25 protein-coding genes are annotated in these 23,752 nt (G+C 67.0%); 11 read left to right on the forward strand and 14 right to left on the reverse strand.

The features are described from left to right. Positions 1–56: 56 nt before the first annotated feature. Both SPHI_RS09925 and SPHI_RS09930 read right to left on the reverse strand, forming a co-directional pair. Complete coding sequence (locus SPHI_RS09925) at positions 57–830, reverse strand: SDR family oxidoreductase (protein ID WP_076744774.1); 774 nt, start codon at positions 828–830, stop codon at positions 57–59. Between the two features lie 142 nt (positions 831–972). Next, positions 973–1,953: an NAD(P)H-quinone oxidoreductase gene (locus tag SPHI_RS09930; RefSeq protein WP_076744775.1), complete on the reverse strand. Its 981-nt coding sequence runs from the start codon at positions 1,951–1,953 to the stop codon at positions 973–975. Positions 1,954–2,043: 90 nt separating this feature from the next. On the opposite strand from SPHI_RS09930, the gene SPHI_RS09935 reads away from it, so the two are divergent. Then, positions 2,044–2,241, forward strand: a complete 198-nt coding sequence (locus tag SPHI_RS09935) for a DUF1192 domain-containing protein (RefSeq protein WP_076744776.1) — start codon at positions 2,044–2,046, stop codon at positions 2,239–2,241. Between the two features lie 176 nt (positions 2,242–2,417). Then, positions 2,418–4,739 carry an ATP-dependent Clp protease ATP-binding subunit ClpA gene (gene clpA, locus SPHI_RS09940; protein WP_076744777.1) on the forward strand — a complete coding sequence of 774 codons (2,322 nt, stop codon included), beginning with the start codon at positions 2,418–2,420 and terminating at the stop codon, positions 4,737–4,739. Between the two features lie 414 nt (positions 4,740–5,153). Here the strand turns inward: clpA and SPHI_RS09945 are convergent, their stop codons facing one another. Then, entirely contained in the window at positions 5,154–5,384 is a 231-nt protein-coding gene (locus SPHI_RS09945) for a hypothetical protein (RefSeq protein ID WP_076744778.1), read from the reverse strand. Positions 5,385–5,513: 129 nt separating this feature from the next. On the opposite strand from SPHI_RS09945, the gene SPHI_RS09950 reads away from it, so the two are divergent. After that, complete coding sequence (locus SPHI_RS09950) at positions 5,514–7,340, forward strand: ABCB family ABC transporter ATP-binding protein/permease (RefSeq protein ID WP_076744779.1); 1,827 nt, start codon at positions 5,514–5,516, stop codon at positions 7,338–7,340. Positions 7,341–7,461: 121 nt separating this feature from the next. Here the strand turns inward: SPHI_RS09950 and SPHI_RS09955 are convergent, their stop codons facing one another. After that, positions 7,462–7,734: a GNAT family N-acetyltransferase gene (locus tag SPHI_RS09955; RefSeq protein WP_076744780.1), complete on the reverse strand. Its 273-nt coding sequence runs from the start codon at positions 7,732–7,734 to the stop codon at positions 7,462–7,464. A 90-nt stretch (positions 7,735–7,824) separates the two neighbouring features. Between SPHI_RS09955 and recQ the strand changes: the two genes are divergently transcribed. The 3 genes from recQ to SPHI_RS09970 all read left to right on the forward strand — a co-directional run bounded on the left by recQ (position 7,825) and on the right by SPHI_RS09970 (position 10,613). Next, a complete protein-coding gene (gene recQ / locus SPHI_RS09960) occupies positions 7,825–9,588 on the forward strand; it encodes a DNA helicase RecQ (RefSeq protein WP_076744781.1) in 1,764 nt (587 codons plus the stop codon). A 198-nt stretch (positions 9,589–9,786) separates the two neighbouring features. Continuing rightward, complete coding sequence (locus SPHI_RS09965; RefSeq protein ID WP_076744833.1) at positions 9,787–10,221, forward strand: TIGR01244 family sulfur transferase; 435 nt, start codon at positions 9,787–9,789, stop codon at positions 10,219–10,221. Beyond that, positions 10,218–10,613 (forward strand): hypothetical protein, encoded by a 396-nt coding sequence (locus tag SPHI_RS09970; RefSeq protein WP_076744782.1) that lies wholly within the window; start codon positions 10,218–10,220, stop codon positions 10,611–10,613. The genes SPHI_RS09965 and SPHI_RS09970 overlap by 4 nt, the downstream gene beginning before the upstream one ends. Positions 10,614–10,765: 152 nt before the next feature. Here the strand turns inward: SPHI_RS09970 and SPHI_RS09975 are convergent, their stop codons facing one another. Beyond that, positions 10,766–12,370 carry a cisplatin damage response ATP-dependent DNA ligase gene (locus SPHI_RS09975; RefSeq protein WP_076744783.1) on the reverse strand — a complete coding sequence of 535 codons (1,605 nt, stop codon included), beginning with the start codon at positions 12,368–12,370 and terminating at the stop codon, positions 10,766–10,768. Positions 12,371–12,429: 59 nt separating this feature from the next. Here SPHI_RS09975 and SPHI_RS09980 point away from each other — a divergent pair, with 59 nt between their 5' ends. From SPHI_RS09980 to map, 3 genes are read left to right on the forward strand one after another with little or no spacing between them, the layout of a single operon-like run. Continuing rightward, complete coding sequence (locus SPHI_RS09980) at positions 12,430–13,260, forward strand: metallophosphoesterase (protein ID WP_076744784.1); 831 nt, start codon at positions 12,430–12,432, stop codon at positions 13,258–13,260. Positions 13,261–13,317: 57 nt separating this feature from the next. Then, the gene (locus SPHI_RS09985) at positions 13,318–13,512 is read left to right on the forward strand and encodes a ParD-like family protein (RefSeq protein WP_076744785.1); all 195 of its coding nucleotides are present in this window, start codon (positions 13,318–13,320) and stop codon (positions 13,510–13,512) included. Position 13,513: 1 nt separating this feature from the next. Beyond that, positions 13,514–14,287 (forward strand): type I methionyl aminopeptidase, encoded by a 774-nt coding sequence (map, locus tag SPHI_RS09990; protein ID WP_076744786.1) that lies wholly within the window; start codon positions 13,514–13,516, stop codon positions 14,285–14,287. 20 nt (positions 14,288–14,307) lie between these two features. On the opposite strand, the gene SPHI_RS09995 is transcribed toward map, so the two are convergent. From SPHI_RS09995 to SPHI_RS10005, 3 genes are all read right to left on the reverse strand, one after another. Next, complete coding sequence (locus SPHI_RS09995; protein ID WP_076744787.1) at positions 14,308–14,493, reverse strand: DUF1328 family protein; 186 nt, start codon at positions 14,491–14,493, stop codon at positions 14,308–14,310. A gap of 13 nt (positions 14,494–14,506) precedes the next feature. Further along, the gene (locus SPHI_RS10000; protein ID WP_233130855.1) at positions 14,507–15,004 is read right to left on the reverse strand and encodes a Dps family protein; all 498 of its coding nucleotides are present in this window, start codon (positions 15,002–15,004) and stop codon (positions 14,507–14,509) included. Positions 15,005–15,099: 95 nt separating this feature from the next. Further along, on the reverse strand, positions 15,100–15,666 hold the full coding sequence (locus tag SPHI_RS10005) for a TMEM165/GDT1 family protein (RefSeq protein WP_076744789.1): 567 nt from the start codon (positions 15,664–15,666) through the stop codon (positions 15,100–15,102). Between the two features lie 181 nt (positions 15,667–15,847). Between SPHI_RS10005 and rpmG the strand changes: the two genes are divergently transcribed. Beyond that, positions 15,848–16,015 (forward strand): 50S ribosomal protein L33, encoded by a 168-nt coding sequence (gene rpmG / locus SPHI_RS10010; RefSeq protein ID WP_007407030.1) that lies wholly within the window; start codon positions 15,848–15,850, stop codon positions 16,013–16,015. A 42-nt stretch (positions 16,016–16,057) separates the two neighbouring features. Here the strand turns inward: rpmG and SPHI_RS10015 are convergent, their stop codons facing one another. The 6 genes from SPHI_RS10015 to SPHI_RS10040 all read right to left on the reverse strand — a co-directional run bounded on the left by SPHI_RS10015 (position 16,058) and on the right by SPHI_RS10040 (position 21,774). Continuing rightward, on the reverse strand, positions 16,058–16,783 hold the full coding sequence (locus SPHI_RS10015) for a GIN domain-containing protein (protein ID WP_076744834.1): 726 nt from the start codon (positions 16,781–16,783) through the stop codon (positions 16,058–16,060). A 51-nt stretch (positions 16,784–16,834) separates the two neighbouring features. Continuing rightward, the gene (locus SPHI_RS10020) at positions 16,835–17,557 is read right to left on the reverse strand and encodes a head GIN domain-containing protein (protein WP_076744790.1); all 723 of its coding nucleotides are present in this window, start codon (positions 17,555–17,557) and stop codon (positions 16,835–16,837) included. 186 nt (positions 17,558–17,743) lie between these two features. Then, positions 17,744–18,277, reverse strand: coding sequence for a CarD family transcriptional regulator (locus SPHI_RS10025; protein ID WP_076744791.1), 534 nt, complete (start codon positions 18,275–18,277; stop codon positions 17,744–17,746). Between the two features lie 322 nt (positions 18,278–18,599). After that, positions 18,600–18,941, reverse strand: coding sequence for a ferredoxin FdxA (fdxA, locus tag SPHI_RS10030; protein ID WP_076744792.1), 342 nt, complete (start codon positions 18,939–18,941; stop codon positions 18,600–18,602). A gap of 66 nt (positions 18,942–19,007) precedes the next feature. Next, the gene (locus tag SPHI_RS10035; RefSeq protein ID WP_076744835.1) at positions 19,008–19,301 is read right to left on the reverse strand and encodes an RNA-binding S4 domain-containing protein; all 294 of its coding nucleotides are present in this window, start codon (positions 19,299–19,301) and stop codon (positions 19,008–19,010) included. A 10-nt stretch (positions 19,302–19,311) separates the two neighbouring features. Beyond that, positions 19,312–21,774 carry a helicase-related protein gene (locus tag SPHI_RS10040; protein ID WP_076744793.1) on the reverse strand — a complete coding sequence of 821 codons (2,463 nt, stop codon included), beginning with the start codon at positions 21,772–21,774 and terminating at the stop codon, positions 19,312–19,314. A 230-nt stretch (positions 21,775–22,004) separates the two neighbouring features. On the opposite strand from SPHI_RS10040, the gene SPHI_RS10045 reads away from it, so the two are divergent. After that, a complete protein-coding gene (locus SPHI_RS10045) occupies positions 22,005–23,456 on the forward strand; it encodes a M23 family metallopeptidase (RefSeq protein WP_332888914.1) in 1,452 nt (483 codons plus the stop codon). Positions 23,457–23,752: the final 296 nt, after the last annotated feature.

A 23,752-nucleotide genomic window follows, 5' to 3' on the forward strand; every position in this document is an offset into this window, starting at 1 on the left:
CCGACGGTCGGCTATCCACCCATTTCCGGCCGCCCCCCCTGCCAGCGCTCCCCTCACTATCCCCGCCGCATTCGCTTGCGCACCGTGCCCGGCATCCAGCGCGACGCGAAGGCCAGCCGTCGCGCGGTCTTGCCAACCAGCGTGTGCAGCCGATCGCCATGCACGGCGGCCCATGCCGCCTCGGCGACCGTCTCGACGGGCGTGAACTCCAGCCCCGCCTCGACCACCGTTTCGCGCACGCTGCGGTTCGATCCGCCCACGGCCGCGGTCAGCAGCGGCGTGTCGATGAACCCGGGCATCAGGCTGCGCACCCGAATGCCGTCCGCCGCCCATTCGCCGTCGAGCGCCTCGGTGAGGCCGCGCACCGCGAACTTGGTTGCCGAATAAATTGCCGCCCCCGCCGTGCCGTAGATCCCGGCGGCCGACGCGGTGTTGAGCAGGCACGATCCGGGCGTGGCAGCGAGATACGGATGCGCCAGCCGCGCGCCGTACAGCACGCCCTTGAAGTTCACATCCACCGCCCGGTCGAGATCGTCGAGCGAGGCCGCGCCGAATGGCCCGCCCACCGCGACGCCGGCGTTGTTGAACAACACGTCCAGCCGCCTGCCGCTCGCCCCCGTGAACTCCGCGAGCACTTCCTCCCAATCCTCGGGCGAGCGCACGTCCATGACATGGCGGCTGGTGCGATCAGCCGGCAGCGTCGCCGCCGTGTCGAGCAGCGCGGCGGGATCTCGATCGGCGAGCCCTACGCGCCAGCCGCGCGCGGAAAATAGCTGCGCCACTGCGCGCCCGATGCCCGAACCACCGCCGGTGATCAGGATCGCCTTCATTGTCTGCCCCTCGCCTCTGCCCTTGCGCTCAACCTTCGGCGGCATCTCGCGTCCCCGCGCGATGCCAGCGGAACCACCCCGGGGCCGCAGCGTCTGCCGCCTCGGACGCGCCCTTCGACAAGCCCGAGGCGGACGGCGCGGATCACCCCATCGTCAGCACGATCTTCCCTACGTGATCGCCGGCCTCCATCCGCCGGTGCGCTTCCGCAGCCTCGGCCAGCGGGAAGGTCTTGTCGATCACGGGCTTCAGCCGCCCGGCCTCCACATGCGGCCACACCGTGCGCGCCAGTTCGTCGGCCACCATTGCCTTGAAGCTGGTGTCGCGCGCGCGCAGCGTCGATCCGGTCAGCGTCAGGCGGCGCATCATCAGCGCGAAGATCGGGATCGTCGCGGTCGGCCCGCCCTGCACCGCGATCGAGACGTGGCGGCCGTCCTCCGCCAGGCATTTGAGATTGCGCGCGACATAATCACCGCCGACCATGTCGAGCACCGCGGCAACGCCCTTGCCGCCGGTGATCTCCTTCACCCGCTCGACGAAATCCTCGGTCTTGTAGTTGATCGCATGGTCGGCGCCGAGCGCCTTGGCCGCGGCGACCTTCTCGTCCGATCCCGCCGTCACGATGATCGTCACGCCAAAGATGTTGCACAGCGAGATCGCCATCGTGCCGATGCCGCTGGTGCCGCCATGCACCAGCACGGTATCGCCTTCCATCGCAAAGGCGCGCTCGAACAGGTTCGTCCACACGGTGAACAGCGTTTCGGGGATCGCCGCGGCCTCGACCATCGAGAGCAATTCGGGCACCGGCAGGCACTGGCCTGCGGGCGCCGCCACATATTCGGCATAGCCGCCGCCCGCCACCAGCGCGCAGACCGGCTGGCCCACCATCAACTGATCGACGCCCTCGCCCAGCGCCACGACCTCACCCGACACCTCAAGGCCATAGATGGTCGGCGCGCCCGGCGGCGGCGGATAGGCACCCTTGCGCTGCATCACGTCGGGCCGGTTGACGCCGGCGGCGGCAACGCGGATCAGCACCTCGCCGGGCTGGAGCTGCGGCACCGGGCGCTCGACCAGGACCAGCACTTCCGGGCCACCCGGCGCTTCGGGATCGATCGCCTGCATCGTTGCCGGAATGTCGCTCACTATCGCCCCCTTAACCATGCCCGCGCGGCCTTATTGACTTCGTAACCTCAAGGGTCAACGATACAGGCCATGGATCTGGACGATATCCTCGGGTCCCGGCCCGACGATCCGCTGAGCGTGCTGCTGCGCGAGGATCTCGATCGCCTCTCGGTGGCGGAGCTGGAGGCGCGGATCACCGCGCTGGAGGGCGAGATCGCCCGCAGCCGCAAGAAGATCGATCATGCGGTGAATCATCGCAACGTCGCGGACGCGCTGTTCAAACGATGATGCTCGCCGCATCGGCCGCGCGCCACGCGACATGCCGATGCGGGGCTCCGATGGACTTGCCCTCAACACTGACGGGCGCGCTTCTTGATGCGGCCCGCCCCAATCACGACATTGTAGCAAAGGGCCAGGCGCCTGCCCCCAAGGCGTCACTCCATGGCCCCCTAGGAGTACCCTGAATGCCATCCTTTGCCAGCGCTCTCGAGACCACGCTGCACAAGGCGCTCGAGGCCGCGTCGTCCCGGCGCCACGAATATGCCACGCTTGAACATCTGCTGTTCGCGCTCGTCGATGACGAGCATGCCAGCCAGGTGATGACGGCGTGCGGCGTCGATCTCGGCGAGATCAAGACCACCGTCGCGCATTATCTCGATACCGAGCTGGGCGCGCTCAAGGTCGATCAGCAGACCGACCCCTCGCCCACCAGCGGCTTCCAGCGCGTCGTCCAGCGCGCAATCCTGCACGTCCAATCGTCCGGCCGCGATGAAGTGACCGGCGCGAACGTGCTCGTCGCGCTGTTCTCCGAGCGGGAAAGCTACGCCGTTTACTTCCTCCAGCAGCAGGACATGAGCCGGCTGGATGCGGTGAGCTTCATCAGCCACGGCGTCGGCAAGGGCGTGTCCACGCCTGAAACCGCGGCCAGCCCCAAGGGCGCCGAGGACAAGGAAGAGAAGAAGCCGGCGGAGAAGGGCGCCAAGGGCGAGAGCGCGCTTAAGCAATTCACCGTCGATCTCAACGAGAAGGCGAAGAACGGCAAGGTCGATCCGCTGATCGGCCGCGGCCCCGAGGTCGATCGCACGGTGCAGATCCTGTGCCGCCGGTCGAAGAACAACCCGCTCTATGTCGGCGATCCCGGCGTCGGCAAGACCGCCATCGCCGAAGGGCTCGCGCGCAAGATCGTCGAGGGCGACGTGCCCGACGTGCTCAAGCCGGCCGTCATCTACTCGCTCGACATGGGCGCGCTGCTGGCCGGCACGCGTTATCGCGGTGACTTCGAGGAGCGGCTGAAGCAAGTCGTCAACGAGCTGGAGAAGCTGCCAGACGCGGTGCTCTTCATTGATGAGATCCACACGGTAATTGGCGCTGGCGCTACGAGCGGCGGCGCGATGGACGCGTCCAATCTCCTCAAGCCAGCACTCTCGGGCGGCACGATCCGCTGCATCGGCTCGACCACGTACAAGGAGTTCCGCAACCACTTCGAGAAGGATCGCGCCTTGCTGCGCCGGTTCCAGAAGATCGACGTCAACGAGCCGACGATCGAGGACACGATCAAGATCCTCGCCGGGCTGCGCTCGGCGTTCGAGACGCATCATGACGTGAAGTACACGCCCGACGCGATCAAGTCGGCAGTGGAGCTCAGCGCGCGCTACATCAATGACCGCAAATTGCCCGACAAGGCGATCGACGTGATCGACGAAGTCGGCGCGATGCAGATGCTGGTGGCGCCGTCCAAGCGCAAGAAGACGATCACGCCCAAGGAGATCGAGCAGGTCATCGCGACCATGGCGCGCATTCCACCGAAGAGCGTGTCGACCGACGACAAGAAAGTGCTCGAAACGCTCGACACCGATCTCAAGCGTGTCGTGTTCGGTCAGAACAAGGCGATCGAGAATCTGTCGTCGGCGATCAAGCTCAGCCGTGCGGGCCTGCGCGATCCGGAGAAGCCGATCGGCAACTACCTCTTCACCGGCCCCACCGGCGTCGGCAAGACGGAAGTCGCCAAGCAGCTCGCGACGATCATGGGCATCCCGCTCCAGCGGTTCGACATGTCCGAGTATATGGAGCGCCACTCGGTGTCGCGGCTGATCGGTGCCCCCCCGGGCTATGTCGGGTTCGACCAGGGCGGTTTGCTGACAGACGCGGTCGACCAGAATCCGCATTGCGTGCTGCTGCTGGACGAAATCGAGAAGGCGCATCCGGACCTGTTCAACATCCTGTTGCAGGTGATGGATAACGGCCGCCTGACCGACCAGCACGGCAAGACGGTCGATTTCCGCAACGTCATCCTGATCATGACGACCAATGCGGGCGCAAGCGACATGGCGCGCGAGACGCTGGGCTTCGGCAATCTCTCCCGCGAGGGCGAGGACGAGCAGGCCGTGCAACGGCTGTTCACGCCGGAATTCCGCAACCGTCTCGATGCGATCGTGCCGTTCAGCTACCTGCCGACCGAAGTCGTTTCGCGAGTGGTGGACAAGTTCATCCTTCAGCTGGAGCTTCAGCTGGCGGACCGCGACGTCCACATCAAGCTGGACGACGAGGCGCGCCAGTGGCTCACCGCCAAGGGCTATGACAAGCTCTACGGTGCGCGCCCGATGGGCCGCCTGATCCAGGAGAAGATCAAGCAGCCGCTCGCCGAGGAACTGCTGTTCGGCAAGCTCGTCCACGGTGGCGAAGTCGTGGTGAAGCTGAAGGACAATGCGCTGGCGTTCGAAATCGTTGGCGCGGCGCCCAAGAAGCCCAAGCGCAAGGGCGGCAAGGCGAAGGTCGTCGCGGAGTGATCGCGAGGGGCGCTGGTCTGTTGCGAGGCCGGCGCCCTTTTTCTCGTCACCCCGGCCTTGTGCCGGGATCCCGCTTCTTCCTGACGCCGCGATAGGCAGCGGGACCCCGGATTAAGTCCGGGGTGACGGTGCTTAGGTGAGCGGATACCCGCTACGTCATCCCGGCCTTGTGCCGGAACCCAACTATCCTCGGATGCTGCGTGACACGATGGACGTCAGCGCTCGCGGCGCCATAACCCCCGGCTCAAAGCCGACGTGACGTCGGTTATCGTGGAAAGTCAGCCGCATACGTCATGCCGGGCTCGTCCCGGCATCCACCGTGCCGCCTCTCCTACGATCGTTGGATGAGCGAACGGCTGGATGCCGGGACAAGCCCGGCGTGACGATGATAATCTTAGGTGACTGGCGAGAAACTCACCCCTGCGGGGCAGCCTTGCCCTTGCTCACCCACTGCGGCCCATTCGCACGGCAAGCCGCGCTGATCACCGGAAACGACAGGTCCGTATTGCGCGCCAGCGCGGCCGGCGCGGCGGCCTGGCATTGCTGCACGGTGGCATAGCGAACCGGCTCGATGCGCGCCTCTGCGCAGCCCGACTGGTCGTCGCCGCAGCCCATGATCGCCAGCACGAAGAAAATCGGTTGCATTCCCGCCTCCACTCTGCCTATTCAACGCGTTGATCAGCCGGACTGTTCCGCCGTTAACGATCATTTGCACAGGCTGTCGCATCGACGCGGCCATTGCACCGGCACCGCATCGCGCCGACATAAGCGTCAATGCCTCCATCCGATCTGACGACGCGCAGCAGCGAGCGCCCGCTTGGCCCCACGCTGCGCCGCTTCCTTCCCTATCTCTGGCCAGCCGATGCGCCCGGCATGAAGGCGCGCGTCGCGGGGGCGATGACGCTCGTCGTCCTGTCGAAGCTGGTGCAGGTCTATGGCGCGCCCTTCGCGCTACAGGGGGCGGTCGATGGCATGGCGTCGCTGCCGCGGTCGCCCGCGACGCTCGTGATCCTGCTGGTGGCGGGCTATGCCGCCGCGCGCTTCGGCAGCACCTTGTTCGACAATCTGCGCAACACCGTATTCGAAAAGGTCGGGCAGGAAGCTACCCGCCGCCTTGCCGCGCAGGTGTTTCGCCACCTTCACGATCTGTCGCTTCGCTTCCACCTCGAACGGCGCACCGGCGCGGTCACCAAGGTGGTCGAGCGCGGCACCAAGAGCATCGATACGATGCTCTACTTCCTCCTGTTCAACATCGCGCCGACCGTGCTCGAGCTGACGCTGGTGCTCGGCATCTTCTGGGTGAAGTTCGGCTGGCCGCTGGTCGCCGCGACGCTGGCGATGGTGGTCGTCTATATCTGGTTCACGCGAAAGGTGACCGACTGGCGCGCAAGCCTTCGCGAGCGGATGAACGATCTCGACACCGGCGCGGTGGCGCATGCGGTGGATTCGCTGCTCAACTTCGAGACGGTGAAATATTTCGGCGCCGAGGACCGCGAGGCCCGGCGCTACGATGCCGCGATGCAGGCCTATGCCGGCGCGGCGGTGAAGTCCGAGAACAGCCTCGCCTGGCTCAACATCGGCCAGGCCGCGATCACCAACCTGATGCTGGGCGCCGGCATGGCGTTCGTCGTCTGGGGCTGGGCGCAGGGCCGCTTCTCGGCCGGCGACGTGGTGCTCGTCTCGACGCTCCTGTCGCAGCTGTTCCGCCCGCTCGACCTGCTCGGCATGGTCTATCGCACGATCCGCCAGGGCGTGATCGACATGGGGGCGATGTTCGATCTGGTCGACACGCCGTCCGAAGTGGTCGACGCGCCCGGCGCCACGCCGCTCGCGATCGACACCGGCCATCTCCGCTTCGAGGACGTCCGCTTCGGCTACGATCCCGAGCGTGAGATCCTGAAGGGCATCACGCTCGACATTCCTGCCGGCAGCACGGTTGCGGTAGTGGGGCCTTCGGGAGCCGGCAAGTCGACGCTCGCGCGGCTGCTGTACCGTTTCTACGATCTCACCGGCGGCCGCATCACGCTCGACGGGCAGGACATATCACGGGTGACGCAGGCGTCGCTGCGCGGCGCGATCGGCATCGTCCCGCAGGATACGGTGCTGTTCAACGACACGATCGGCTACAACATCGCCTATGGTCGCGAGGGTGCCGACGAGGCGGAGATCAAGGCGGCGGCACGCGGGGCGGCGATCGCCGGCTTCATCGAGCGCCAGCCCGACGGCTATGACACCCGCGTCGGAGAACGCGGGCTGAAGCTGTCGGGCGGCGAGAAGCAGCGCGTCGCGATCGCCCGCACCCTGCTCAAGAACCCGCCGGTGCTGATCCTTGACGAGGCGACATCGGCGCTCGACAGCCGCACCGAGGCTGACATCATGGCGACGCTGGAAGCGATCGAGCGCGGTCGAACGACGATCGTCATCGCCCACCGCCTGTCGACGATCGTCCACGCCGACAAGATCGTCGTGCTTGAGGCTGGACGCGTGGTGGAACAAGGCACGCACGACGAACTGCTGCGCGCCGGTGGCACCTATGCCGAGCTATGGACTCGCCAGGCCAGCGAGCGGCGCGAGGCGGAAGCAGAAGCGGTCGCCAACTAACCCCTCATCCCCGCGCAGGCTGGCATCCATAACCGCGGCCGAACTGGCTCCTACGAAGACCTGCGCGTCTGGATCCCCGCCTTCGCGGGGATGACACCAGATGTGGTGGAGCCGAACCGCCTCAGGCCAGCAGATCCCGGTACGCCGGATGCTTGTCGATATAGGCCTTCACGAATTGGCATTGCGGGATCACCCGCAACCCCTGGTCGCGCGCGCTGTCGAGCGCGGCTCGGATCAGCTTGGAACCGACCCCCCGCCCTTCGATCTCGCGCGGCACCACCGTATGCGTGAAGACGATCCGCTCGCCTTCCCGCTGATAGGCGGCAACGGCGCGGTGGCCATCGACGTCCAGTTCGAATTCCTGTTCGGCGCGATTGTCTCGGACGGTGTTCATGACGTGAAGATAGGAGCCGTGCTCGCGTCCGTCATCCCGCCGCACGCCGGGGTGACGAACAGGCCGCACCCGCGTAGAGCCTCAAGCCGAATGGCCGCCGATCCCGTCTCCGTCCTCCAGAAGCTGTGGGGCTATCCCGATTTCCGCGGTGTCCAGCGCCAGGTGGTCGATCGCGTCCTCGGCGGCCAGTCGACGCTCGCCGTGATGCCCACCGGCGCCGGCAAGTCGCTGACCTACCAGCTTCCCGCCACCATGCTCGACGGCACCGCGATCGTCGTTTCCCCGCTGATCGCGCTGATGCACGATCAGCTGCGCGCCGCCGAAGCGGTCGGCATCCGCGCCGCCACGCTCACCAGCGTCGACGAGAACAAGGCCGAAACCCGCGGCCGTTTCCTCGATGGCGAGTTGGACCTGCTCTACATCGCCCCCGAACGCGCCTCCACTTCCGACTTCCGCGACTTGCTCGAGCGCGGCCGCGTTGCCCTCTTCGCCATCGACGAGGCGCATTGCGTCAGCGAATGGGGGCATGATTTCCGCCCCGATTACCGCCTGCTTCGCCCGCTTCTCGATCGCTTCCCCGGCGTCCCGCGCCTCGCGCTGACCGCCACCGCCGACGAGCATACCCGCGCCGACATCCTCGATCAGCTCGGCATCCCGCATGACGGCATGATCGTCGCCGGCTTCGACCGGCCTAATATCCGGTATTCGATCAGCCCCAAGGACAATACCACCCGCCAGATCGCCGATCTGATCCGCGACACGCCGGGCGCTGGCATCGTCTATGTCCAGTCGCGCGCCGGCACCGAAAAGATGGCCGATACGCTGCGCACCGCCACCGGTCGCCCGGTACGCGCCTATCACGCCGGGCTCGACCCCGAGGTACGCCGCCGCAACCAGGCCGATTTCGTCGCTAGCGAAGACATGGTGATCTGCGCCACCGTCGCGTTCGGCATGGGCATCGACAAGCCCGACGTGCGCTTCGTCGCGCATGCTGGCCTGCCCAAGTCGATCGAAGCCTATTACCAGGAGACCGGCCGCGCCGGCCGCGACGGCGATCCAGCTGTGGCGCATCTCTTCTGGGGCGCGGAAGATTTCGCCCGCGCCCGCCAGCGCATCGGCGAGGTAGAGCCGGCGCGGCAGCCCGGCGAGCGCCAGCGCCTCAATGCGCTCGGCGCGCTCGCCGAAACCGCCGGCTGCCGTCGCCGCATCCTGCTTGCGCATTTCGGCGAGACACCGCCGGAGGCGTGCGGCAATTGCGACAATTGCCTCTCGCCCCCGGCCGCGGTCGACGCCACCGAGACGGCGCGCAAATATCTCTCCGCCGTCTTCCGCACCGGCCAGAGCTTCGGCGCGACGTACATCGAGGAAGTACTCACCGGAAAATCGAGCGAACGCAGCCTGATGAACGGCCACGAGGCGCTGTCGGTGTGGAACATCGTCGATGGTGAGGAAGTCGCGATGTTGAAGCCTGTCGGACGCGCGCTGCTGCTCCGCGACGGCTTGCGCACCAACCCGCATGGTGGCCTCGAGTTCGGCCCCGCCGCCCGTGGGCTGATCAAGGGCGAGGACACGCTCAAGCTGGTCATCCCGCCCAAGCGCGAACGCCGCCGCCGCGGCGATCAGGCGGCCAACCCCGTCAACGATCCGCTCTTTGAAGCGCTGCGCACGCGCCGCCGCGAGCTGGCGCAGGAGGCCGGCGTGCCGCCCTATGTGATCTTCCACGATTCGGTGCTGCGGGAAATGGCCGCGGTCCGCCCTACGACGCTCCACGCGCTCGGCCGCCTCACCGGTATCGGGCAGCGCAAGCTCGACGCTTATGGCGAGCCGTTCCTGCGCGTCATCCGCGAGAACTGAAAACCCCCTCATCATGGCCTCGTGCCGGCATGACGAGAAAACAGACGGCACCCCACCTGTCCTCGTCATCCCCGCGCAGGCGGGGATCCATAACCGCAACGTCCTGTAAGAGCCGCCACGCCGGCGGCCATGGATTTCCGCCTTCGCAGGAATGACGAAGGAGAAGACGAACACTGCAACCTGCGCTATCGCCCCAATATGCTCGACATCCGCCGCATCGACGACCGCGTCTCGGTCGCCCCGCAGATTGCCCCAGAGGATATTGCCGCGATCAAGGCGGCGGGCTTCGTCGCGATCGTCAACAACCGCCCCGATGGCGAGGAAAGCAGCCAGCCGACCGGCGATTCGATCCGCGCCGCCGCCGAGGATCACGGCCTCGCCTATACCGCCATTCCCGTCACGGGCGCCGGCTTCTCGATGCCGCAGGTCACCGCGATGATCGACGCGCTGGGCGCCGTGGGCGGCCCGGTGCTGGCTTATTGCCGTTCGGGCACGCGCTCGTGCAACCTGTGGGCACTGTCGCAGGCTGGCCTCGGCGCCGATCCGGAGACGTTGACCGAGCAGGCGCGCGGCGCTGGTTACGATCTCACCGGCCTGCGCCCGCTGATGGATGCGGTGGCGCCGCCGAAATGATCTGGATCCTGGCGGGCGCAGCGCTCGCCGCGGTTGTTCTTCTGGGCGCGCTCGGCTGGCGTCTGACGCGGCCGCGCGCCACCCACCGGATGGACGCTCCCGAAGAAGCGATGCAAGCTGCCGAGCAATCGCTGGCGGGCTTTGCTGCGCTGTCGGCAGTGGTCGGGCAGGATGGCCAGGCCGCGCTGGTCTTCGGCGACGGGCTGCGTGTTGCGGTGCTTAAGATCCGCGGTCACGCCATTGCGGCGCGCGAGATCGTCTGGCGCGACGTCCGCGCGACTCGCGAAGGCCTTCTCGTCGCCACCAATGATCGCCGCTTCGGCACCGTGCTGATCGCCGGCATCGACAATCTCGACGTCCGCCGACTCGCCCCGCAACTGACGCGCGGCTAGCCGACCGCCCCCAGCGCCGCCGTCATGCTGAACTCGTTTCAGCATCACCGCGCCACAAGCAACGGCATGCCAGCAGGACAGGTGGACCCTGAAACAAGTTCAGGGTGACAGCGTGGTGCGGAAAGGTGCGCCCCGCCAAACCCGCCTACCCTTCACGTCACCAGCCGCTGCAACGCCGCCAGCGTATCGGCCTCTGCCGCGGGCTTGTCCGTGCGAATCCGCGCGATCCGCGGGAAGCGCATCGCCACGCCCGATTTGTGCCGCTTCGACGCGTGGATCGAATCGAACGCCACCTCCAGCACCAGCGTCTTTTCCACCTCGCGCACCGGCCCGAAGCGGTTGAGCGTGTGCGTGCGCACGAACTTGTCGAGCTGCTTCAATTCCTCGTCGGTAATCCCCGAATAGGCCTTGCCCACCGGCAGCAGCTCGCCGTCTTCGGTCCAGCAGCCAAAGGTATAGTCGCTGTAGAAGGATGATCGCCGCCCGTTGCCGCGCTGCGCGTACATCATCACGCAATCGGCGGTCAGCGGATCGCGCTTCCACTTGTACCACAGGCCGACACGCCGCCCCGTGACATAGGGCGAATCGCGCCGCTTCAGCATCACGCCCTCGATCGCTGCATCGCGCGCGCGCGCGCGAATGCCCTCCAGCTCGGTGAAATCCTCCGCCTCGATCAGCGCCGACACATCGAACCGCTCGGGATCGAGCTTGGCCGCGAACGCCTCCAGCCGAGCGCGCCGCTCGTGCCACGGCCGCTCGCGAAGGTCCTCAGCGCGATCGAACAATATGTCGTAAAGCCGCACAAACGCCGGCGCTTCCTCCAGCATCTTCGCCGAAACGACCTTGCGCCCCAGCCGCTGCTGAAGCGCGTTGAAGCTCGCCGCTCCGCCACCATCCTCAAGCGCACCGCCCTGCGCCTCGCCTTTCACCAGCAGTTCGCCGTCCACGACGCCATGCGCGGCAAAGGCCGCCGCGACATCCGGAAAGGCGCGAGTCACATCGTCGCCGGTCCGGCTGTACAGCCGAGTCTCGCCCCCCTCCGCATTGGGCACATGGACGATCTGGACTCGGATCCCGTCCCACTTCCACTCGGCCGCATAATCGGCAAGGTCGACGCGCAGATCCTCCAGCGGATGCGCCAGCATGAAGGGGCGAAACACCGGCACGTCGGCCGCGGTCGGCTGGCTTCCGCGCCCCTCGACCCAGTCGAACAGCGACGCATAAGGCGGCTCGATCCCGTGCCACACCTCTTCCACCGCCTCGACATCGACGCCGAACGCATCCGCCAGCGCCTGCTTGGCGAGCCGCGCCGACACACCCACGCGCAAGCTGCCGGTCGCCATCTTGAGCAGCGCGAACCTTTCGTCGGCATCGAGCTGGTCCAGCATCCGCGCCAGCGCCGCCGGCGCTTCGCTGCGCGACAGGTGCATCAGCCGGTCGATCACCGCCGAGACGGACAGCGGCTCCGCTTCCACCGGCCCTTCGGGCGCGGGCCACAGCAGCGCCACCGTCTCTGCCGAATCGCCCACGAAGTCGCGGCTCATGCGGTACAGCACCGGATCGACGCGTTCCTCGATCAAGCCGCGGATCACCGCCGGCTTCACGCCCGGGATGTCGAGGTCGCCCGTCAGCGCCGCCATCGCCCAGCCGCGGTCGGGATCGGGCGTGGCGCGCAGATAATCGCCGATCAGCTTGAGCTTCGTGAGCCGCGAACGGGTGTAGATCAGCGAATCGAGTAACTGCGCAAAGGCGTGCATGGCGGGTGCAACGCTTGGCGGGTGCGATGCGCTCCGGCTACCGGGGGCCGATGAGATCCATGTTTCGCTTTATCGGCTGGTTCCTGCTCGTCGGCTGCTGCGTCGGCGGGGCGTTGCTTGGTTTTGCGTGGCGCGAGGCTCACCGCGATCCCATTGTGCGGCGCGCGACCATCGCGCTTCCGGATTGGCCCGCCGGCAAGCCGCCAGTCACCGTTGCGCTGGCGAGCGACATCCATGTCGGCGGCGGCGCGATGGATGCGGCGCGGCTCAGGCGGATGGCGGCGCGGATCGCCGCGACCCGCGCCGATCTCGTCGTGCTCGCGGGCGATTTCATCGACGGACACGAACCACGCACGGCGCGCGCCAATGCTCCCGTGCTCACCGCCGCGCTGAAGCATCTGCGTCCACCGCTCGGCACCATCGCGGTGCTTGGCAATCATGACAATGACAGCGATCCCCGCGCAGTCGCCGCGGCGCTAGCCGCCGCCGGCATCTCCGTGATCGAGAATGACGCCGTCACGCGCGGCCCGCTGGCCGTTGGCGTGGTGGGCGATTCGTACAGCAGGCATGACGATCTTCCCGCCACCTTGCGCGCCATGCGCAGCGTGCCGGGCGCCCGCCTGGTCGTCACGCACTCCCCCGACATAGCCCCGACCCTCCCCGACGATACGCCGCTGCTCCTCGCCGGTCACACGCATTGCGGCCAGGTCGTGTTTCCGCTCGTCGGGGCGCTCTGGATTCCGTCGGGACTGGGCGAACGCTACCGCTGCGGCCTGATCCGTGACGGGACGCGCACCGTGGTGGTCGGCGCCGGCCTGGGCACCAGCATGCTCCCCATCCGCCTCGGCGCGCCGCCGGACTTGTGGCTGCTGACGCTCGGCCCGCGTTGACCCATTCGCACATGGCCCATATATGGAACGTATATAGTTATAATGGAGCGTTCGGGCATGGGCATCGTGAAGATCGACGACGAACTGCATGAACAGGCGCGCCGCGCCAGCACGGTGATGTGCCGCTCGATCAATGCCCAGGCGGAATTCTGGATGAAGATCGGCATGATCGCCGAAGCCAATCCGACGCTGTCGTTCAACGAGATCGTGAGCCGCGAGTTCGCCGCCGCGCAGCTCCGGGTCGCTGCCTGACATGGTGAAGACGCCGGACGAGCTCGCGCTGATGCGCATCTCGGGCAAGCTGCTCGCCTCCGTGTTCGAAATGCTCGATGGCCAGGACCTTGCCGGCATGTCGACGCTGCAGGTCAATGACATGGTCGACCGGTTCATCACGGTGGACCTTGCTGCGCGCCCAGCAAGCAAGGGGCAGTACGGCTTCGCCTATGTCCTCAACTGCTCGATCAACCACGTCGTCTGCCACGGCGTGCCGAGCGCCGAGGAGATCATCCAGGACGGCGACATCATCAATCTGGACATCACGCTGGAAAAGAACGGCTTTATCGCCGATTCGAGCAAGACCTACATGGTCGGCAACACGCCGCCAGCCGCCAAACGGCTGGTGCGCGTCGCGCAGGAGGCGATGTGGCACGGCATCCGCCAGGTCCGCCCGGGCGCGCATGTCGGCGACATCGGCTTCGCCATCGAGCGTCACGCTAAGAAAAACGGCTATTCGGTGGTTCGCGAATTCTGCGGCCACGGGATCGGGCGCGAAATGCATGAAGAGCCGCAAGTGCTCAACTACGGCAGACCCGGCACCGGGCCGAAGCTGCGCGAAGGCATGGTCTTTACCGTCGAGCCGATGGTTAACCAGGGCAGCCGCAAGGTTTCCACCCAGGACGATGGCTGGACCGTCGTCACCCACGATCGCAAGCTGTCCGCGCAATTCGAACATACCGTTGCAGTGACCGCCAGCGGGGTGGAGGTCCTCACCTTGCGCCGCGACGAAAAGGCGCCGGCGCACGCCTGATCACGCGCCGGCCCGGCAGCTCAGTGGATCGCGTTCTTCACCTTCTTGCCGGCCACCAGCCCCAGGATCAGCAGCACGACGAAGATCGCGATGGCAACAAAGAACAGGAACTTGGCGACGCCCACAGACGCGCCGCCAACGCCGCCAAAGCCAAGCGCGCCCAGCACCAGCCCGACGACCAGAAAGATCAATGCCCATTTCGGCATGACCGTGGCTCTCTTACGCCCGGCGGCTTGCTTCAAACAGGAACCAGGCGCGCTCCTCGGCTTGATCGGTCCACTCGTCCACGACGCCGCTAGTGGCATTGTCCTTGGCGTCCTCCGCCGCTTCTTTCACCGCGCGGAAGCTCTCCACCAGCTTCAGATTGTCGTCGCGCAACTCGGCCAGCATCTCCTCCGCCGACACAAAGTCGCGATCATTGTCGACGATCGTCTGGCGGCGCGAAATGTCACCGATCGAGCGCAGCGTGACGTTGCCGGTCTTGCGCACCCGCTCTGCAATCGCGTCGGTCACGCCGAGGATCTGCGCCGCCTGTTCGTCGAGCATCAGGTGGTAATCGCGGAAGTGCGGGCCCGAAACATGCCAGTGGAAATTCTTGGTCTTGAGGTACAGCGCGTAGCAATCCGCCAGCGACGAATTCAGCGCATCGGCCACCGAGCGGGTATCGTTGCGCGGCAGGTCGGACGGGGTCTTCAGGTCGGGGGCGATGTCGGCCACGGTGGTGCGCTCCATGATGTAGGGATTTGTTGCGGTAACGGATCGACCGCAGAATCGCTCCATCGGGAATCGCGATCACGGTAAGCGGGTCGGCCTCACACCAGTTGAAGCGCCCTCAGTCCCATGATGATGCCGACCAGCGTCAGCAGCACTGCCGTTCCGATGCGGATCGTCGGTTGCGGCAGGGCGAGCCACTGGCGTTCGCCGAGCAACGCGGCCGGCCCCGCCACCGCCAGCGCGCCGATCGTCCCCCCAACGGCGGCGAGCCAGGGCAGCTCGCTTCGCACTGCCAGTCCGACGACGACAAATTGCATGCGATCGCCAAAGATCATGATGGCCAGCCCCAGCGCGCTGGTGCCGAACGCCCCGAGCCGCCACCCTTCCAACCGATCGGGCGAGCGCGATCGAAGCGTGGTGCTCAACCCCGCCAGCACCAGCGCCAGCGCGAGCAGCAACAGCCGCGCATTGGGCGTCATCATCGGCGCGATCAGCAAAGCAGCGACCACGCCGAGCGCATAATTGCCCGCCAAGGCCATGGCGGTGGCCGCGATCACCAGCCAGGGCCCGCGGAATCGATCGGCAAGGATCGCGGCAAGCCATGGCGTCTTGTCCCCCGCCTGGCAGATCGCGCCCAGCACCAGCGCGGCCATCAACGCATCCATTCGCTCGACCTCCTCGCTGCGCTATGGCCGCGGAGCCTTGAAGACCATGTTAAGCGCCGCGGCGTCGCGCGACTGCTGCGTCTTGACTTCACGGGCGCCATCCGCCAATGCCCGCCCGATGAAAGCGGCGCGCCCACGCTCGCCGCTCTTTTTTGTTTTCTAATCACAGGATTCGCGGGTCATGGCCAAGCCGACCACCGTCAAGATCAAGCTCGTCAGCTCGGCCGATACCGGCTTCTTCTACGTCACCAAGAAGAACCCGCGCACCAAGACCGAGAAGCTGAGCTTCAACAAATATGATCCCGTCGTGCGCAAGCACGTCGAGTTCAAGGAAGCGAAGATCAAGTAAGGCTGATGCCTGCGTGCGCTTCAGCGTGCGCGGGCTCTCTTACTACCAGCCGGTACGTGCCGCGCCCTGACGCCGCGTACCGCAGCTGACCGGGCCGCCGCCCGGTGCGCGCACCACACATGTCGCTGCGCCGCTGATCGTCACCTTGCCTAGCCCGGTGTTCGTCACCCGCGCGGTGTGGCGTGCATTCGCACGAGTCTCGCCTGGCCCGCCGAGCATCACGGTCAGATCGTTGACCGTCATTGCCGAGGCATCGATCATCCCGCTGCCGTCGGTGGTCAATTGCGAGCGATTGGCGCGCCCGCCCGCGGTCAGCGTGCCTGCGCCCAGTACCGACGCGCTGAACTGATCGGCCTCGACTCGCTCCACCGCCAGACTTCCCGAGCCAGCAACGGAAATCGCCACCTGCTGCGAGGTCAATCGGTTGACGCTGACGCGAGCGCCGGCCGAAATCGCCAGCGCCGTGAGTCGCGGCGTGGACAGGGTGATCACCGGGGCTGTGGCATTGTCCTTTCGAAACGCCTCGCCCCATCCGCCCGAGCCAAGCCGCACCGTCAACGTCGTACCGTTTACCGCGATCGCCACTCGCTCGATCAACTGGCGGTCGCCAGCCACCTTCGCGCGCGGCGACCCGCCAGTGACGATGCGCACCTCGAACGGGCCATCGACTCGCACCTTCTCAAAGCTGCCAACCGAGAACACGCGATCCGCCGCGACGGCCGGGACGGGTGCAAGCAGCAGGACGAGCGGCGCGAGGCGAACGATCATGCCCGCAAGCGTCACAGCATCCGCCGGGACGGCGCAAGAGGCGAGTCGAGATCAGCCGCCGCAGCGCACGTCGCCGCTGCCCATCTTGCTGATCTTGCAGCGTGCCTTGGGGCCGAGATCGACGTCGCCCGATCCCATCATCGATACGGACGCGTCGCCGTTGACCGCCGCACGCACGCTGCCCGATCCAGCGATGTCGACCTTCGCCTGCGACGCTCGCAGTCCGCCCGCGTCAACATCGCCCGATCCGGCGATCGACACGCCCAGCGACCCCGCCTCCCCGCTCGCGGCAGCACTGCCCGAGCCGGCGATCGATAGCTTAAGGGCTTCCACCGCCACGCGGCCGAGCATCAGATTGCCCGAGCCTGCAATGTCACCGTGGAAGCTGACGCCCTCAACACGATCGATCGACATGTTGCCGGAACCCGCCAGCCCCGCCGAAGCGATCCGCGGCATGGTGACATAGATTTTCGCGGCGCCCGAGTTCAGGTTGAACCCGCGTTCGCGACCGATGCGAAGTCGATCACCGTCACGTACGATCCGGATGCTTGCCAGCACCTTTTCGTCACCTTCGGCGCGAACCGAGAACCCCGAGCCGACCCGCACGTCCACGTCATCGGGCCCGCGCTGTTCCACCTTGGCAAAGTCGGCGACCGCATAGCTGCGCGACCCGCCCGAACCGCTTCCCGCCACGCCCGGCGCTTCGTCGTCGCCCGACCAACCGTTGCCGCACGCCGCAATCGGCAGCAGCAGCGCAAAAGCTAAGGCACGCATGGCATCCTCCTCCTGTGTATTGCCATACTAATACACTCGGAAGAGACCCGCAAGCTTGGTCGCGTCGGCCATAACGACGTCACCCCGGCCTTGAGCCGGGGTCCCGCTTAGTCCCTTCACCGGAAGGAAGCGGGACCCCGGATCAAGTCCGGGGTGACGATCATGCTAGAGATTGAGGACCAGCGCTTACGCCGGCACCTTGTCCTTGTTGTAGATCGCGGCGGCAGCGCGGAGGATCTCCAGGATCTTTTCCTGAGCGGCCGGCTCGTCGATCTGCTCCATCGCGGCGAGTTCGCGCGCCAGACGGCTGCACGCACCCTCGAAGATCTGCCGCTCGGAATAGCTCTGCTCGGGCTGGTCGTCGGCGCGGAACAGATCACGGACCACTTCGGCGATCGACACCAGGTCGCCCGAATTGATCTTCGCCTCATACTCCTGCGCGCGGCGCGACCACATGGTGCGCTTCACCTTGGGCTTGCCCTTCAGCGTTTCCATCGCCTCGCGCATCGTCTTGTCCGACGACAGCTTGCGCATGCCCACGCTCTCCGCCTTGTTGGTCGGCACGCGGAGCGTCATCTTTTCCTTTTCGAAGCGCAGCACGTAGAGCTCGAGCTGCATGCCGGCGATTTCCTGTTTCTGCAGCTCGATCACACGGCCAACGCCATGCTTCGGGTAAACAACATAATCACCGACATCGAAATGCAGCAGCTTGGCAGCCATAGGAACCGGATCCTCCGGGTTGGATCACGCCATCGGCACGACCGTGCGGACGATATCGCCCGCTGAGCCTGTTCATGGTGACGTGAAGGGTTAGCGACTCCAGCGGACGCGCGAGAACGATGCGTCCGTCACGGGCTTATATAGCAGCGTTGCAAGAATATTACCAGCGGCGATGTGTCAGCAGCGCTGGCGCTTTATGGTGGGTGAGCCGCGACGATCGCCGTCGCCAAGCGGGGGACGCATCGGCCCGAAACGTTTGCGGAACCTTGGACCCCGGATCAAGTCCGGGGTGACGAAGTTCGCGACATCAAACGCCGCCCGCTCAATCCCCGGTGCCGGGCTCCGGCGAGAAATATTTGTCGTACTTGCCTTCGACGCCCTTGTGCTCATCCGCGTCCGCCGGCGTCTGGTCCAGCTTGCGCGTCACATTGGGCCATTGGCCCGAGAAGGTCGCGTTCAGCTCCAGCCACTGCTCCAACCCGCTCTCGGTATCGGGCAGGATCGCCTCGGCCGGGCATTCCGGCTCGCACACGCCGCAGTCGATGCACTCGCTAGGATTGATGACGAGCATGTTCTCGCCCTCATAGAAGCAGTCGACCGGGCAGACCTCGACGCAATCCATATATTTGCAACGGATGCACGCGTCGGTGACGACATAGGTCATGGCCGGGAAAACTCCTCCATCGATCGGCAGACTGGGCGACGCAGCTAGGCGCGCGGCCTGCGGGCGTCAATTGCCGGGGCTATTGTGCGATTCACTCTCGTTTGTCGCCCCGATTTGTAGTTCGGTGTAGCAAAGCTGCGCTTCTGGCGCCGGTCCGCGCCGCCTGGGCAGCGCCTCCACCCGCACCACGCGCACCGCGCCGGCCTTGGCGAAGGTCAGGATGTTGCCGACTCGCACCAGCGCATGCGCCCGGTCGATCACCCGCCCATCGAGCCGAAGCCGCCCCTCAGCCGCCATCACCTGCGCCACGTCGCGCGTCTTGGCGAGCCGCGTGAACCACAGATAGCGGTCCAGCCGCATCGTCTCGCCCTCACCCAAGGCCAAGCTCCGCCAACGCGGCGAAGGCATTGTCCGGCCTCGGCGCCACCGCCTTGGCCGGCGGCCGCCCACGCCACGCCCAGCGCCCCTCGGGCAAGGGCCGGAAGCCCAGCTCGATCATCAGCCGGGCGATCGTCCCCGCCTCCAGACCCATCGACGTGGCAAGCGCGGGATCGGGCAAGAACGGCGCCCGTCCTTTTCGTGCATCATGAGCCGCCCGTGCGATCCGCTCGACCAGATCGATCCGCACCGCTTGCGCGCCGAGCGGCCGAAAACCGGCGGCCAGCGTCGCACCCGGCGCCCCGCGCGCCAGCACCGCCGCGCCCTCACGCGCTGCCGCCGGCACGGTCTGCCCCGCCGCCGCCAGCAACGCCTCGCGCCACGGCCGCGCCCGCGCCTTCAGCAGCCGCGGATCGAACAGGTCAAGCGCGCCGATCGTCACCCCAGCCTTGCGCAGCGCCAACCGATCGGGCGGCGTCAGCGCCTCAACCGCGGCGCGCACGGCCAAGCGTTGCGCGATCCCGCCGCCACCCACGATCGCCCCTGCGACACTGCGCAGTGCCGGAGTCGCCGCCGGATCGCGCGCCATCTCGGCCAGCCGCGCGATCACCGGCAGCTGTGCGCCGATCGCATCGTCCACCCAGCGCTGCACCCGCTCGTTCGCCGCGCGGCGCAGCGGCGGATCGAGGCAGTCGAGCGCATCGTCCAGCGCCGCCACCGGCCGCCCGACCGACCGCCCGCGCGTGAGCCGCGCAACGGCATGGCCTTGCCACGTCACCACACCGCCGCTCGTCAGCGCAAAGGCGTCATTCTCTGCCAAGACCAGCGCATTGCCGCGCGCCGCACGCTCTTTCGCCAGCCTTTTCTCCGCAGTGGAGAGCAACAGCCGCTTGTCCGCCGCCCTTGCCTCGGCTGCGACAACGAAGCGGAATCCCTCGAGCCGCCCGATCGCATGCGTGTCGATCGTCACTTCGCCTTCCGCGCCGATCTCCACCGGCAGCGCGCCCGCGCCCGCACCGATCTGCTTCATCAGCGCGCTGGTGCGCTTGTCGACGAAACGCTGCGTCAGGCTGGTGTGGAGCGCGTCGGACAGCCGCTCCTCCACCGCCTGGGTCCGCGCCTGCCAATGTGCCGGGTCCGCCAGCCAATCGCCGCGCTGGGCGATATAGGCCCAGGTGCGGATCGCCGACACGCGCCCGGCGATCGTCTCCACATCGCCATCCACCCGGTCGAGCCGCGCCACTTCGTCGGCGAACCACTGATGCGGCAGATAGCCGTCGGACAGATAACCAAACACACGCGCCACGAACCGCGCATGCGGCTCCACCCCCAACTTCTGAAAATCGGGGATCCCGCACGTCGCCCACAGCCGCGCGACCTGCCCCTTGGCCCGCGCGCGGATCGCCGGATCCTCCGCCAGCCGCCGCAGCACGGCGAGATCAACCGACTCGGGCGCCGCCCGGAGAGTCTCGTGGCTCGGCGGCGCGGATAGCGACCCGATCAGCGCATCCACGCTCGACAGATCGGGGTCGCCCTCGCGCCAATACAGCCAGTCGAGCGTCGGAAAGCGATGCCCTTCGATCGCCAGCACTTCCTCCGGCAGGAACGCGTCCGGCCCTTCTTCGGAAACGCCGCCGAATGTGCCATCACGCTGGTGCCGCCCCGCGCGCCCGGCGATCTGGGCCATCTCCGCCACCGTCAGCCGCCGCCGTCGCTTGCCGTCGAACTTGTGCAGGCCCGCGAAAGCGACATGCGCCACGTCCATGTTGAGGCCCATGCCGATCGCATCCGTGGCGACGAGATAATCCACCTCGCCCGCCTGGAACATCGCCACCTGCGCGTTGCGGGTGCGTGGTGACAGCGCCCCCATCACCACTGCCGCCCCGCCACGCAACCGCCGCAGCATCTCGGCGACGGCATAGACTTCCTCGGCGCTGAACGCGACGATCGCCGATCGCCGGGGCAAGCGGCTGATCTTCTTCGCGCCGGCATAGGAGAGGTCCGAAAACCGCGGCCGCTCCACGATCTCCACGCCCGGCACCAGCGACCGCACCACCGGCTTCAGCGCCGCCGAGCCGAGGATCATCGTTTCCTCCCGTCCGCGCGCATGAAGCAGCCGATCGGTGAAGACATGCCCGCGCTCGGCATCCGCGCCCAATTGCGCCTCGTCCAGCGCCACGAAGGCGACATCACGATCCACCGGCATCGACTCAGCAGTGCACAGGAACCAGCGCGCGTCCTTGGGAACGATCCGCTCCTCCCCGGTGATCAGCGCCACCCGCTCCGGCCCCTTCATCGCCACGACGCGGTCGTACACCTCGCGCGCCAGCAAGCGCAGCGGAAAGCCGATCATGCCGCTGGAATGCGCCACCATCCGCTCGACGGCGAGGTGGGTCTTGCCGGTGTTGGTCGGCCCCAGAACCGCAGTGACGCGGCGGTTGTCATCGCGAGACATGATTGGCTGAACATCGGGCCCAACCGCCCCCAAATCAACAGCTTGAATCAACCCTTCCAATTCACCGCATCAGCCGAACGGCTCATCGAAAGCCGAGTCATTGAAGCGCCGGGTTAATTTGACTTTAGCACCTTGCCCCCACAACGCTCCCACCTGCGCCGGGGGTGGTCGGCGACGTTGATGCGTTTGGGGGCGCTTCTCTCGCCGTGTTCTTGCGCGAGCAGCCTGGATTGGAACTGGCCGGCGGTGCCGGCGCGCGCAGCTTCGGCCGTGCCGTGGCGCCTGTGCCCGTCGTCACCTGGCAGGATCGCCTGCGCGCCACGCTCCACCAGACCGATTGGGTGCCCGATCTCGGCGCCCGCATCGGCAGCCTCACCTGGTGGCGCGGCCTTGCCACCTGCACCGGCCTGATTGCCGCCGCCACGCTCACCGCGCCGGGTGTCAAGCCGATCCCCGGCTTCGTCGCCACCGGCATGACCGGCGCGGAGCGCGAGGAAGCGCGCACGCTCTCGATCGCGCCACTCGGCCTCGGCGCTTCCACCGGCCGACGCATGGCGGCGAACGATCTCGTTCGCCCGCTCGCCGAGACGCCCGAGCGCCCGGTGATCGAGCTCACCGCCACGCTCGGCAGCGGAGACAGCTTCGGCGCCGCGCTCCAGCGCGCCGGGGTCGGCCGTGCCGATGCCGCGCGCGCCGCCGATCTGGTCGCGGGCGAAGTGAACCTCGCCGATCTCAAACCCGGCACCGTGCTCGATCTCACGCTCGGTCGCCGCCACGACCGTCGCACCGCGCGCCCGCTCGATCGGCTCGCGTTCCGCGCCCGCTTCGATCTCAACCTCGCACTCCACCGCGAGGGCGAAGGCTTGACGATCGAGCGCCGCCCGATCGCGATCGACCATACGCCGCTGCGCATCCAGGGTCTCGTCGGCTCCAGCCTGTATCGCTCGGCCCGCGCCGCCGGTGCCCCCGCGAAGCTGGTCGAGGCATACATCAAGGCGATCGCCGCGCGCACCTCGATTGGCGGCATCGGCGCCGACGACCGGTTCGACATCATCGCCGATCACGCCCGCGCCGCCACCGGTGAGGTGCAAGTCGGCCAGCTCCAATATGCCGGCCTCGACCAAGGCAAGAAAAAGCTTCGCCTCGTCCGCTGGGAAGAGGGCGACGGCAATGGCGGCCAGTTTTGGGACGCCAATGGCCAGTCCAAGCGTAGCGGCTTCATGGGCATGCCGGTCGCTGGGCGTATCTCCTCCACCTTCGGCATGCGGCGTCACCCGCTGCTCGGCTTCCTGCGCATGCACAAGGGCCTCGACCTCGCCGCGCCGAGCGGCACGCCGGTCTATGCGCCGATCGACGGGCGCGTGGTGCTGGCCGGGCGCAACCGCGGCTACGGCAATTTCATCAAGCTCAACCACGCCAGTGGCATTTCGAGCGGCTACGGCCATTTGAGCCGCTTCGCCGTGCGCGCGGGCCAGCAGGTCTCGCGCGGCCAGGTGATCGGCTATGTCGGCTCCACTGGCATGTCGACCGGCCCGCACCTCCACTGGGAAGTTTGGAAAAACGGCCAGAACGTGAATCCGCGCTCCATCTCACTGTCCAGCGTCGCCACGCTCTCGGGCGAAAAGCTGCGCGCGTTCAAGGCGAAGATCGCCAACCTGCTGGCGGTTCCTGCGGCGCGTTGAGCAGCGCCACCCCTTCCTCCCCCGGAGGGGGAGGGGGTACCAGCGAAGCTGGTGGAGGGGTAATTTCCTCAAAAGATACCGCCTGCGTGCGGAACCCTACCCCTTCACCGCCCGCGGCGGTCCCCCTCCCTTTCCAGGGAAGAACAGGCAGCATCCCGCGACCTTCGCCCGGCCCGCCACGCTCATCTCCCGCCGACCTGATCAACAGCCCGTCACCCTGAACTCGTTTCAGGGTCCACCGCTCCGCAGGCGCCGCGGCTCGCGGTACATGGATGCTGAAACAAGTTCAGCATGAC

Origin of the sequence: Sphingomonas jeddahensis (genome assembly GCF_001981525.1) — a bacterium.
In the GTDB taxonomy this organism is placed as follows: Bacteria; Pseudomonadota; Alphaproteobacteria; order Sphingomonadales; family Sphingomonadaceae; genus Sphingomonas; species Sphingomonas jeddahensis.